Source organism: Pseudoduganella dura (assembly GCF_009727155.1).
GTDB lineage: Bacteria > Pseudomonadota > Gammaproteobacteria > Burkholderiales > Burkholderiaceae_D > Rugamonas > Rugamonas dura.
Genome location: NZ_WNWM01000002.1, coordinates 727617 through 740164, shown reverse-complemented (window position 1 = coordinate 740164; position 12548 = coordinate 727617). Strand labels below are relative to the sequence as shown.

At 62.1% G+C, this 12548-nt stretch carries 11 protein-coding genes, 1 tRNA gene and 1 pseudogene; 7 read left to right on the top strand and 6 right to left on the bottom strand.

The window, feature by feature from the left end; translation table 11 throughout:
* Positions 1-145: 145 nt before the first annotated feature.
* Entirely contained in the window at positions 146-778 is a 633-nt protein-coding gene (locus GJV26_RS03410; RefSeq protein WP_155707600.1) for a glycoside hydrolase family 19 protein, read from the bottom strand.
* 97 nt (positions 779-875) lie between these two features.
* Here GJV26_RS03410 and GJV26_RS03405 point away from each other — a divergent pair, with 97 nt between their 5' ends.
* Positions 876-1475: a DinB family protein gene (locus GJV26_RS03405; RefSeq protein ID WP_155707599.1), complete on the top strand. Its 600-nt coding sequence runs from the start codon at positions 876-878 to the stop codon at positions 1473-1475.
* 215 nt (positions 1476-1690) lie between these two features.
* Here the strand turns inward: GJV26_RS03405 and GJV26_RS03400 are convergent, their stop codons facing one another.
* From GJV26_RS03400 to GJV26_RS03390, 3 genes and pseudogenes are all read right to left on the bottom strand, one after another.
* Complete coding sequence (locus GJV26_RS03400; RefSeq protein ID WP_155707598.1) at positions 1691-2428, bottom strand: UDP-2,3-diacylglucosamine diphosphatase; 738 nt, start codon at positions 2426-2428, stop codon at positions 1691-1693.
* Positions 2429-2439: 11 nt separating this feature from the next.
* Positions 2440-2931: a peptidylprolyl isomerase gene (locus tag GJV26_RS03395; RefSeq protein WP_155707597.1), complete on the bottom strand. Its 492-nt coding sequence runs from the start codon at positions 2929-2931 to the stop codon at positions 2440-2442.
* A gap of 215 nt (positions 2932-3146) precedes the next feature.
* Positions 3147-3710, bottom strand: a pseudogene (locus GJV26_RS03390) (peptidylprolyl isomerase); the annotation flags it as partial.
* 257 nt (positions 3711-3967) lie between these two features.
* On the opposite strand from GJV26_RS03390, the gene cysS reads away from it, so the two are divergent.
* The 6 genes from cysS (at position 3968) to GJV26_RS03360 (ending at position 10203) form a co-directional block, all read left to right on the top strand.
* Positions 3968-5353: a cysteine--tRNA ligase gene (gene cysS / locus GJV26_RS03385; protein ID WP_155707595.1), complete on the top strand. Its 1386-nt coding sequence runs from the start codon at positions 3968-3970 to the stop codon at positions 5351-5353.
* On the top strand, positions 5353-6015 hold the full coding sequence (locus GJV26_RS03380; RefSeq protein WP_155707594.1) for a DNA-3-methyladenine glycosylase family protein: 663 nt from the start codon (positions 5353-5355) through the stop codon (positions 6013-6015). Before cysS ends, GJV26_RS03380 begins: the two co-directional genes overlap by 1 nt.
* A gap of 70 nt (positions 6016-6085) precedes the next feature.
* A complete protein-coding gene (locus GJV26_RS03375) occupies positions 6086-7060 on the top strand; it encodes an acetyl-CoA carboxylase carboxyltransferase subunit alpha (RefSeq protein WP_155707593.1) in 975 nt (324 codons plus the stop codon).
* 171 nt (positions 7061-7231) lie between these two features.
* Positions 7232-8614 carry a tRNA lysidine(34) synthetase TilS gene (gene tilS, locus GJV26_RS03370; protein ID WP_155707592.1) on the top strand — a complete coding sequence of 461 codons (1383 nt, stop codon included), beginning with the start codon at positions 7232-7234 and terminating at the stop codon, positions 8612-8614.
* Between the two features lie 133 nt (positions 8615-8747).
* Positions 8748-9992, top strand: coding sequence for an aspartate kinase (locus GJV26_RS03365; protein ID WP_155707591.1), 1245 nt, complete (start codon positions 8748-8750; stop codon positions 9990-9992).
* Between the two features lie 118 nt (positions 9993-10110).
* Positions 10111-10203: transfer RNA gene (locus GJV26_RS03360), tRNA-Ser, on the top strand.
* A gap of 903 nt (positions 10204-11106) precedes the next feature.
* Here the strand turns inward: GJV26_RS03360 and GJV26_RS03355 are convergent.
* Both GJV26_RS03355 and GJV26_RS03350 read right to left on the bottom strand, forming a co-directional pair.
* A complete protein-coding gene (locus tag GJV26_RS03355) occupies positions 11107-12108 on the bottom strand; it encodes an NADP-dependent oxidoreductase (protein WP_155707590.1) in 1002 nt (333 codons plus the stop codon).
* Complete coding sequence (locus tag GJV26_RS03350) at positions 12105-12539, bottom strand: helicase (protein ID WP_155707589.1); 435 nt, start codon at positions 12537-12539, stop codon at positions 12105-12107. Before GJV26_RS03350 ends, GJV26_RS03355 begins: the two co-directional genes overlap by 4 nt.
* Positions 12540-12548: the final 9 nt, after the last annotated feature.

Sequence of the window (12548 nt, the reverse complement as noted above, 5' to 3'; positions counted from 1 at the left end):
CGCAAAAGTAGTAACGCAAAAGTAGTAACGCAAAAGTAGTAACGCAAAAGTAGTAACGCAAAAGTAGTAATGCAAGCCTGGGGGCTAGAAGCCGAGCGCAGGAAGCGGCAGTGGCCGCCCGACAGTTGCCCCTGTCAGTGACGCGTCAGGCGAGGTTGCTGCGCAGCAGCTTGTAGGCCGCCAGCCGTTCCTTCAGTCCCACTGTGCCGCCGTTGATGCGGCGCGTGATGGTGACGAAATCTTCCAGGTCGTCATCCGGCTTGTCGTGGTCGGCAAGGGCGTTGAGTCCGCGGCTGTCCCAGAACCATGCGGCGGACAGGGCTGCCACTTCCTTCGACGTCAACCGCTCCGGTGCCGCCAGCAGGTCGAGGCCGAGCGCCTCGCCGGCCTGCTGGTAATTGCTGCGCCCGGTCAGCTGGATCAACCCGCGGCCGCGAAAGCGGAATCCGTCGCCGCTGGCTTCGTCGCCGTTGCCCATGCGGCGCGCATAGACGAAGTTCGCCAGACGCTCGGGGTTTTCCACGAACGGCAGCGCGCTGGCCTCGGTGGTGAAGCGCTTCGGCCACACGGCCATCAGGCGGCCCGGGGTACGGTAGAACAGCGATTCCTCGAGCCGGTTGAAGTGGGCCGATTCGTGGCTGGCCTGCGCCAGGAAGGCGCACAGGCGGTCGCGCGTGGTGATGTGGAAGCGGCTGCACGCACCGTCGAGCACGGTGGCCCAGTCATCCGCATCGCTGCAGTCGGGGAATACCCGCCGCAAGGTTTCTCCGTTCAGCATGACACCCCCAGGATCGTTATTCGAATTCCATCGTTCAGCTTATTTCGCCGTGCGAAGATTTCAAGTAACCTCGCTATCTTTTCCGAAGGATTGCAACATGCCGACCCAGCCATTGTCCCGTTACCTGTTGAGCGAGGCCTACAACAATGCATGGGCCGACCACCGGCTGCTGCGCGCCTGCGGCGCGCTGTCGCAGGCCGCATTCGAGGATGCGACCCGCACCAGCTTCTTTCCCAGCATCCGCTACACGCTGAACCACAATCTCACCACGCAGCGCTTTTACCTGGATGCATTGTGGCGCGACTGGCGCGGCGAGCCACCGCACCCGGATTACGGAACATTCTTCGAGCCGGAAGAGCCGTATGCCGATTGCGCCACGCTGTGGCAGGCGCAGCGCGAGAGCGACGATTCGTTGATCGCCTACTGCGCCGGCCTCACGGACGATATGCTCGATACGCTCGTTGCCATCGATCGCGGCGACAAGGTGCAGCGCGATACCCGCCAGCGGCTGCTGGCGCACCTGTTCCAGCACCAGATCCACCACCGCGGGCAGGTGCACGCGATGCTGGCCGGCACGCCGGTGGAGCCGCCGCAGCTCGACGAGTTCTATTCGTCGGGCGAGGCCGACCTGCGGGCGCAGGATTTTGCCGAACTGGGCTGGACGGAAGAACAGGTGTGGCCGGCGAAAAAACGGTGACAGGCTCCGGGGCTGAGCCGCGGCTCGTTACCGATGCCGTTCAAATAAATGCCCTCGACCTTTGTTGGCAGCGTTCGAGCTACCGGTGCCGGAAACAGGTTCTGTATGAAAATCTGGTGAAATTCACTGAAAACCGGTGTCCGACACCAGATCACATGGCTGCTCCGGCATCGCGAGCCGTCAATCAAGCCAGTACGAGTGCCTTTTGCCGGCTTTCAGAGCACGCTGCCATCCAGCGCGTGCCGCGTGATCACGCCATCGTCGCCGATCGCGATCCAGCCGCCACGCGGCGGGGAGGCTTCGGGCTCCCAGTCGGGCAGCACGTAGCGCAGCTTGCCGCCGGCGGTGTGCAGGGCGGGGCGGTGCGTGTGGCCGTGGATCATCACGTCCGCGCCGGTCTGCGCGAACACGGCGTCGATCGCCTGCGGCGTCACGTCCATGATTTCGTATGATTTTTCACCCTGGTCCTGGCGGCTGTTCTCGCGCAGGCCGGCGATGATCGCCTTGCGCTGCGCCAGCGGCATTTGCAGGAACTGCCGTTGCCAGGCGGGTTCGCGCACCTGCGCGCGGAACGCCATGTACTTCGTGTCGTCGGTGCATTGCGCGTCGCCGTGCACGAGCACGATGCGGCGGTCATGGTCTTCGATGACCCAGGTTTCGGGGAGAAGGGCAAGGCCCGCTGTCGAGGCGAAGCGTTCGCCGACGAGGAAGTCGCGGTTGCCGGCAATCCAGAATACGTCGATGCCGCGATCGGCCAGGGCGCGCAGCGCCGCCGCGATCCGGGCATGGAATGCGTCGCCCAGGTCGTCGTCGCCGGCCCAGTATTCGAACAGGTCGCCCAGCAGGTAAAGCTGGCGGGCGGACCGGGCCCGCTCGTCGACGAAGCGTAAAAACGCTTCGGTCAGCGCGGGCCGGTCGACCTGCAGGTGCAGGTCGGAGATGAACAGTATCAAGGCCGAAAGACTTACGCGGCTTCGACTTTCTCGATGATCACGTCTTCCACCGGCACGTCGGCGAACATGCCGCTGCGCGTGGTTTTTACCTTGCGGATCTCGTCGACCACTTCCTTGCCCTCGGTGACCACGCCGAACACGGCATAGCCCCAGCCGTCCTGGCCCGGGTAGTCGAGGAAGGTATTGCTTTTCACGTTGATGAAGAACTGCGCGGAAGCGGAGTGCGGTGCCGACGTGCGGGCCATGGCCAGCGTGTACGGCTCGTTCTTCAAGCCGTTCTTGGCTTCGTTTTCCACGGTCTGGTCGGCAGGCTTCTGCTTCATGCCCGGCTCGAAACCGCCGCCCTGGATCATGAAGCCATCGATCACGCGGTGGAAGATGGTGTTGTCGTAGTGGCCGGCCTTGGCGTAGGCCAGGAAATTCTCGACGGTCTTCGGTGCTTTTTCAGCGTCCAGCTCGGCAACGATCTTGCCCTTGTTCGTGGTGATGGTAATGGTGGTCATTGTGCTTTTCCCGTTGGTTCAGAAGAGGGCCGCGATATTACCGCAGCCGATGGCAAAACGCTATTTTACTGTGCCGGCGCGGGAGCCGCTTCGGGCTGGGGTGCGGACTGGGGTGCCGGTTGCGGGTCTGGTTGCGAATCCGGCTGTGGATCCTGCTGTGCCGCGGCCTGCGCCTGCGCCGCCTGTCCCGGCGCCGGCTTCGGCGCGATTGGCTTCTTCAGCAGCGTGGCTGACTTGATCACGATCGGCGTGACGGGCACGTTCTGGAACACGAAGCTCTTGTCGTCCACCAGCACGCCCTTGATCTTGTCCACCACCTCGTAGCCCGAGATCACGCGGCCGAACACCGTGTAGCCCACGCCGTCGAAGTTCGGATAGTCGAGCGCCATGTTGTCGGCCACGTTGATGAAGAACTGCGAAGTGGCCGAGTTCGGATTGTCCATCCGCGCCATCGCCACCGAGTACATGGCGTTGTTCAGGCCGTTCTTCGATTCGCTGGGAATGGCCGGGCGGGTCGGCTTGCCCTTCAGGTCTTTCGTGTAGCCGCCAGCCTGGATCATGAAGCCGTCGATCACGCGGTGGAAGATCGTATCCTTGTAAAAACCGCTTTTCACATATGCCAGGAAGTTCGCCGTGGACTTCGGCGCCTTCTCCTGGTTCAGTTCCAGCACGATCTCGCCGGCGGTGGTTTTCAGGGAGACCTGCGGGTTGGCCGCGAACACGGAACCGCTCAGCAGCAGCCCGGCAATCATTGTCCGATAGTGGATATTCCTGTGCATGTCCTGTCTTTCTGTTGCGGGGTGGATATTGAGCCCAGGGCATTTTAACAATGCTATACTTGGCGACGGCTTCCATTCTAGACCGTCACGAGTGGAACCGGACATGAGAACAAAGAACAAGATAGAACAGAGAACCAACTGCTAGGGTCTGTCCGACTCCCCAGGCAATCGAGAAAACCCGGTGCGGCACGTGCGATGCCGGCGCCCGGTTTTCTCTTTGTGCGTTGGGCCCGGGCGCCGAAGAAAACAAGAGTCCGATGAGCAACTTAAAGATCTACAACACGCTGGCGCGCGACAAGCAGACGTTTGAACCGATGGAATCGGGCAAGGTCCGGATGTACGTCTGCGGCATGACGGTCTACGATTACTGCCACGTGGGCCATGCCCGCATGATGATGGCGTTCGACGTGATCTACCGCTGGCTGAAGGCATCGGGCTACGACGTGCAGTACGTGCGCAACGTGACCGATATCGACGACAAGATCATCCGCCGCGCCGTCGAGAACAACGAGTCGATCCACGCTCTTACGTCGCGCTTCGAGCGCTACATGGACGAGGACACGACCGCTCTCGGCATCCTGCCGCCCACGGATGTGCCCCACGCCACCGAGTACGTGCCGCAGATGTTGTCGATCATCGAAAAACTGGAAGAGAAGGGCCTGGCCTATCGCGGCGACGACGGCGACGTCAACTACGTCGTGCGCGGTTTCGATGGCTACGGCAAGCTGTCCGGCAAGTCGCTGGACGACCTGCGCGCCGGCGAACGCGTGGACGTCAATACCGGCAAGCGCGACCCGCTCGACTTCGTGCTGTGGAAGGCGTCGAAGGAAACCGAGCCGGCCGAAGTGAAATGGGATTCGAAGTGGGGCAAGGGCCGTCCGGGCTGGCATATCGAATGCTCGGCGATGGCGTGCGCGCTGCTCGGCGAACAGTTCGACATCCACGGCGGCGGCCAGGATCTGCAGTTCCCCCACCATGAAAACGAAATCGCGCAGTCGGAAGGCGCGTTCGGCAAGCCGCTGGCGAACTACTGGATCCACAACGGCTTCGTGCGCGTCGACAACGAGAAAATGTCGAAGTCGCTCGGCAATTTCTTCACGATCCGCGAGGTGCTGCAAAAGTTCGATGCCGAAGTGGTGCGCTTCTTCATCCTGCGCGCCCACTACCGCAGTCCGCTGAATTACTCCGACGTGCACATCGACGATGCGCGCGGCGCGTTGACCCGCCTGTACAACGCCCTCGACGGCGTGGAAGGCGACGGCGCGGAACTGGACTGGAACGAAGCCCACGCCAAACGCTTCGTCGAAGCGATGGACGACGATTTCAACACGCCGATCGCGGTCGCCGTGCTGTTCGACCTGGCCTCCGAGATCAACCGGTCGAAGTCGCCCGAAGCGGTGCGCCAGCTGAAAGGCCTGGCCGGCGTGCTGGGCCTGCTCGAACGCAGCCCGCAGGAATTCCTGCAGGCCGGCGTGGCCGATGCGTTCGGTGAAGTGGCCATCGGCGAAGCGATCGCGGCCCGTGCCGCGGCCAAGAAGGCGCGCGATTTCGCGCAGGCCGACAAGATCCGGGCCGACCTGCTGGCTGCCGGCGTCGTCCTCGAAGACAAGCCCGACGGCACCACGAACTGGCGCCGCGCATAATGGTTCTCCAGTCCAGGGATAAATCGGGCGGCGAAGGCCGCCAGGTGGCCTTGCCGCCATACTGGGAAGAAGCCAAGGTGGAACTGATGCGGCGCGACCGCATCATGAACAAGCTCATCCCCCAGTTCGGCGACCTGCACCTGGTGGGGCACGACGACCCGTTCACCACCCTGGCGCGCTCGATCGTGAACCAGCAGGTCACGCCCAAGGCCGCCAACGCGGCATGGCAGAAGCTGCTGGTGGCGCTGCCCAAGTTCACGCCCGCGCTCGTGATGAAGGCGGGCGCCGACGAGCTGTCCGCATGCGGCTTGTCCAAGCGCAAGACGGAGTACATCCTCGACCTGGCCGACAACTTCAAGGCAAAGAAAGTGCATGCCGGCGAGTGGCACCAGATGGAGGATGAAGCGGTGATTGCCGAGCTGGTGCAGATTCGCGGCATCACGCGCTGGACCGCGGAAATGTTCCTGATCTTTAACCTGCTGCGGCCCAATGTGCTGCCGCTGGACGACCCGCGCCTGATCGCGGGCATCAGCCACAACTATTTTTCCGGCGAGCCCGTTTCGCGCAGCGATGCGCGCGAAGTGGCGGCAAACTGGGAGCCGTATCGGACCGTTGCGACCTGGTATTTGTGGCGTAGCCTCGATCCTGTTCCGGTAGAATAGCCAAAAATTTTGAAGCCTCGCCGCTTGCGTGCGCGCGGGCGCGCCCTGGGTTCATACTCTAGGAGGACCAATGACCAAAACTACTTTCCTCAATTTTGAACAGCCCATCGCGGAGCTGGATTCCAAGATCGAAGAACTGCGCTTCGTGCAGGACGATTCGGCCGTCGACATCTCGGAAGAAATCGACCGCCTGGCCAAGAAAAGCCAGCAGCTCACCAAGGATATCTACGCCAAGCTGACGCCCTGGCAGGTGTCGCAGATCGCCCGCCACCCGCAGCGCCCTTACACGATGGATTACGTGAACGAGATCTTCACGGATTTCCACGAGCTGCACGGCGACCGCACCTATGCCGACGACCAGTCGATCGTGGGCGGCCTGGCCCGTTTCAACGGCCAGCCATGCATGGTGATCGGCCACCAGAAGGGCCGCGACACGAAGGAGCGCGCACTGCGCAACTTCGGCATGCCGAAACCGGAAGGCTACCGCAAGGCGATGCGCCTGATGAAGGTGGCCGAGAAGTTCAACCTGCCGATCTTCACGTTCGTCGACACGCCCGGCGCCTTCCCCGGCATCGATGCCGAAGAGCGCGGCCAGTCCGAAGCGATCGGCCACAATCTCTACGTGATGGCCGAACTGAAAGTGCCGCTGATCGCCACGATCATCGGCGAGGGCGGCTCCGGCGGCGCGCTGGCCATCGCCGTGGGCGACAACGTGCTGATGCTGCAATACGCCACGTATTCCGTGATCTCTCCCGAAGGCTGCGCCTCGATCCTGTGGAAGACGGCCGAACGCGCCGCCGACGCCGCCGAGGCCCTGGGCCTGACCGCGCACCGCCTGAAGGCGATGGGCCTGGTCGACAAGATCGTTTCCGAACCGCTGGGCGGCGCCCACCGCGATCCGAAGGAAATGGCCCGCCTGCTCAAGCGCGCGCTGGCCGACTCGCTGCGCCAGTTCCAGGGCATCAAGACGAAGGACCTGCTGGACCAGCGCCACCAGAAGCTGCTGAGCTACGGCAAGTTCAAGGAAACCACGTCGCCGGAGTAATTCTTCACCGGACGCCGAATATCAGGTGTCTGACACTATTTTCCGGATGACTTTCCCGGAAAATGGTGTCAGACACCGGTTTTCTTGCGCCAACATTCAAAATCGGGGACAGACCCTGTTTTTCAGGAACTTCTTGAAAAACGAGGCCTGTCCCCATTGTCATTCTCCCGCATGAAAACGCCTCATTCCACTCTCGCCCCGCTCTTTTCTACGGCCTTGTCCGCGCTGCCGCGCCAAGCCGGCCAGCCGCTCGCCATCGCCTACAGCGGCGGCCTCGATTCCTCGGTGCTGCTGCACCTGGCGCACGCCGAAGCAAACGGTGCGCCGCTGTTCGCCTTCCACATCCACCATGGCCTGAGCCCCAACGCCGACGCATGGGAAGCCCACTGCGCGGCCGAATGCGCGAAGCTCGGCATCGCCTTCGCGGCGCGCCGCGTGATGCTGGGCGACCGCAAGGCCGGCACCGAAGCCTCGGCCCGCCAGGCGCGCTACAAGGCGCTGGGCGAGCTGTGCCGCGAGCATGGCGTGACGCTGCTGCTGACGGCCCACCACCTCGACGACCAGGCCGAGACGATCCTGCTGCAGCTGGCGCGCGGCGCCGGCCCGGCCGGCCTGTCCGGCATGGATGCGTTCAACGCGGCGCCCGGCCTGCTGGGAAGCGCGGAGATCCTGCTGTCCCGCCCGCTGCTGCAAGCCTCGCGCGCCCAGCTCGAGGCGCACCAGGCCGAACATGCGATCGCCCATATCGACGACGAATCGAACAGCGACACCCGCTACGCCCGCAACGCGCTGCGTCACACCGTGATGCCGGCCCTTGCCGTGGCTTTCCCCGGCTACCAGGAGCGCTTCGCCCGCAGTGCCGCGCACGCCCGGTCGGCCCAGCGGCTGCTCACCGAGCTGGCCGAGCAGGACCTGCAGGCCGGCCTGGCGGACGACAGCATCGCCGTCGAGCACCTGCGCGCCCTGGGCGAAGACCGCCGCAACAACCTGCTGCGCCACTGGTTCGGCGTGCGCGGCATCCGCATCCCCGCCGCGGCCTGGCTGGCCGAAATGATCGCGCAACTGCTGGAAGCACGCGACGGTGCCGAGCTGCTTGTCGTGCACCCCGACTGCGAAGTGCGCCGCCACCGCGGCCGCGTGTACCTGGTACCGAAGCCGAAGGAGCTGGCCGGCGCCGAGGAGGACGAATACGACGAGCGCCCCGTCCAGCACTTCCGCTGGACCGGCGAAACGTCGATCGCGTTCCCCGACTATGGCGGCACGCTGCATTTCGACCGGGCGGCGGAGGGCGTCGCGGCCGAGTGGCTGCAGCAGCAATCGCTGGCGATTTCGTTCCGGCGCGGCGGCGAACGGCTGAAGCTGGCGCCGAACCGCCCCACGCGCAACCTGAAGCAGCATCACCAGGCCTTCGACACGCCGGCATGGCAGCGTTCGCGGCTGCCAGTGGTCGCGATCCCCGGCCGGCTGTTGTATGCGGCCGGCATCGGCATGGATTGCCATTATGTTGCCACGGATTCGAATTTCCGCGTAGCACTACGGTGGCAGGCCGAATAATATTCGGCCACCGGGCCGGTTTCTTATGAGCTTATGCCCTAAGTGTATGACTTCATTACTTTTTTGACTTGTTCTTTTGCATTTCAGCAGGTAGAGTAAAGGGCTCCCTTACTTCAACCGATTGAAAAACGCAATGGCTTTAATCGTTCATAAATACGGCGGGACGTCGATGGGATCGACGGACCGTATCAAGAACGTCGCGCGGCGTGTCGCCAAGTGGCACGATGCGGGACACCAGGTAGTGGTGGTGCCGTCGGCAATGTCCGGCGAGACCAACCGCCTGATCGCGCTGGCCAAGGAAATCCAGAACCCGCCCGACCCGCGCGAACTGGACATGATCGCCTCCACGGGCGAGCAGGTATCGGTTGCCCTGCTGTCCATGGCGCTGCAGGCGATCGGCAAGGCCGCCGTGTCCTACGCCGGCTGGCAGGTCGGCATCAAGACCGACTCCGCGTTCACCAAGGCCCGCATCCAGTCGATCGACGACAAGCGCGTGCGCGCCGATCTCGACCAGAACCGCATCGTGATCATCACCGGCTTCCAGGGCGTGGACGAGAACAGCAACATCGCGACCCTGGGCCGTGGCGGTTCCGACACGTCGGCCGTGGCGATCGCCGCCGCGCTGAAGGCGGACGAGTGCCTGATCTACACCGACGTGGACGGCGTCTACACGACCGATCCCCGCGTGGTGTCGGAAGCGCGCCGCCTGAAGAACATCACGTTCGAGGAGATGCTGGAAATGGCATCGCTGGGCTCGAAAGTGCTGCAGACGCGCTCGGTGGAATTCGCCGGCAACTACCGCGTGCCGACCCGCGTGCTGTCGTCGCTGACCGACCCGCTGATGGACCTGGCCGAGGAAGCCAAGTCCGGTACCCTGATTTCGTTTGAGGAAGACAACATGGAACAAGCAGTAATCTCCGGCATCGCCTTCAACCGCGATGAAGCCAAAATCACCGTGATGGGCGTGCCTGACCGTCCGGGCGTGGCTTACCACATCCTGGGCCCGGTAGCCGACGCCAACATCGAAGTGGACATGATCATCCAGAACCAGTCCGTCGAAGGCAAGACCGACTTCACGTTCACCGTGTCCCGCAACGACTACAACAAGGCGCTGGAAGTGCTGAACGGCCAGAAGGACGAGCTGGGCTTCGCGTCGCTGGTCGGCGATGCCAAGGTCTCCAAGATCTCCGTCGTCGGCGTGGGCATGCGCAGCCACGTGGGCGTGGCCTCGCAGATGTTCCGCACGCTGGCCGACGAAAGCATCAACATCATGATGATCTCCACTTCCGAGATCAAGATTTCCGTGCTGATCGACGAGAAGTACATGGAGCTGGCCGTGCGCGCGCTGCACAAGGCCTTCGAGCTTGAAAAAGAGTAAACATTTCAGAAAAAAACCGCCGATTTCCTTGACCAAACAGGTCGTGGCAATTACTATGGCGGTCATCTGATCTGACGCAGAAATGCTGAGGAAAAGATGATAGGTGAGTAATCATCTAGGAGGCGTGGCCGAGTGGCCGAAGGCACATCCCTGCTAAGGATGCATACGGCTTATACCTGTATCGTGGGTTCGAATCCCACCGCCTCCGCCAGAATAAACAAGGAAGGCCTCCCCTGCGGGAGGCCTTTTTTGTTTATTCCGGACGGATCGGCGGTGGGATTCGAAGACCACGCGCTTACCAGCGCGGGGGCTCTCCGAATCGCCCGTTTGCTGGCGCTTCGCGCCAGCCTCGCGCGCCGGGGGCGCGCGGCGCATGCGTCGTCTTTCGTCGAGGATGGCGGGACGGACGGATCGGCGGTGGGATTCGAAGACCACGCGCCTGCAGGGGCGGGGGCTCTCCGAATCGCCCGTTTGCTGGCGCTTCGCGCCAGGCTCGCGCGCCGGGGGCGCGCGGCGCATGCGTCGTCTTTCGTCGAGGATGGAGGGACGGACGGATCGGCGGTGGGATTCGAAGACCACGCGCCTGCAGGCGCCAGGCTCTCCGAATCCCCCATTTGCCGCTGCTTCGCCGCGGCCTAGCATCGTTCATATATCGCCATGCTTGCGCGCAGTTTTCCGAAGACCGCTGGAAACATGCCATGTTATGGTCGAAAAAGAGCCTAATCGGTTCTCCCTCTGAATTCGTCGTTCATTCATCCTGTTAGAAGTTTGCAATGCCCAAGTCGCTGCACTCAGACCAGGCCAGGTTCGTCATCTTATCCGCGTGACCGTGGCAACCAGCCGCTATCCTGAGCGCGATGTCCCGTGGTACTTCTCGGAATCACCGCCGGCACGCGTATCACTGAGCTCCCCGGATCGAGGTGGAGGACGCCTTGCTTCCTTCTGGTGCCTTGCGCGAAGATGTGAGCCTGCGTGTCGCAATCACAAGGCTGCCGGCAGCGCTGCATCTATTGGACGCATCCGAAGGCGATCGACGTAATGGAGCGATACCTGGTCTGGCACAGTCAATCGCCACGATTTGGCATGACAATAAAACAATCGCGCTAAGGGCACATCACCGGACTTTGATGACGACCTTTCCCTTGGTCCGGCCAGTAGCTACATACGCCAATGCGTCTGCGGTTGCCGCAAAAGGAAATACACGATCAACGATTGGCCTCATCGCGCCTGATTCGATCAACGATGTAATATTTTGCAGCTGGGCGCCATCAGCGCGCATGAATAGAAACGTGTAGGTAATACCAAGCTGCTTGGCCTTGCGCCTGACGCCAGAACTCAACAGGCGTAGCACCTGTTTCAATGGCCAGGCCAACCCCTGCTTCACAGCGAACTCTGGCGTCGGTGGGCCGGAAATGGATACCAGATGACCACCGCGCCTTAGTATCCGTAACGAATTTTTCAGCTCGTTATTTCCTTGGCTGTTGAGCACCAGATCGTAATCCTGCAGCACGGACTCGAAGTCCTGCTTTTTGTAATCAATGACCAGATCGGCGCCCAGAGCCTTGACCCAGGCGATATTGTCGGTGCTTGTGGTTGTGGCGACAAAAGCGCCAAGATGTTTTGCCAGCTGGATGGCGATGGCGCCCACTCCGCCCGAACCTGCCTGAATAAAAACTTTTTGGCCCCTTTCCAGTTTGGCGATCTCGACCAGGACCTGCCAGGCAGTCAAAGCAACGAGTGGTAGCGAGGCGGCTTCTTCCATGGTCAGGTTCGCTGGTTTATGCGCCAACGAGCTTTCCTTGACTGCGATTTTTTCTGCGAACGTGCCGATCCGTAAATCATCGGCCCGCGCATAGACGGCGTCGCCCGGCTTGAAGCGCTGAACGTGGGAGCCGACCCGGATCACCTTGCCGGCGACGTCGTGGCCCAGTATCGCCGGCATGCGATACGGCAGGATGAGCTTGAATTCGCCGCTCCTGATCTTAAGGTCGAGAACGTTGACGGCGGCTGCGTGAATGTCGACCAGGACATCATCTTCCTCCAGCACTGGCTCCGGCATATCGGCAATCCGGCCGATTTCCTTTTTGCCATAGCGTTCAATGATGAAGGCTTTCATTTGTCTTGCTCCACGACTGATGTTACTGGAACCTGAAATGCAGTACGGTCGTAAGGTGCCACCACTCTTGGAGGTTGCAGAAATGCAGTCAGGCCCTGGAACCACATGACTTCCTGGAAGTCACCGCTGATGGCCAAGTCAGCACTGCCCAATCCGCGCAGGAAAGCTGCCTGGCTGTCCTTGGCCGACAGGATTTTGTATCCAGCCCTGGCACTCCTGAAACTCAGGGTGAACGCCGGGTTTGCCGCCAGTCCTGCCGCTGACGAGATCCTGCCTTGGTGGACGGTGTAGTTGCGCCCTACGCCGGAAGCGGTACGGATCTGGAACAGCATGTGCTTGCCCCGGACATACTGCGCACAGGCAGGATTGTTTTTGACCTGTCGCTTCAGGAGCTGTGCGAACGCCCACAGCAGGAATTTGAATTTAATCATGGCAATGGC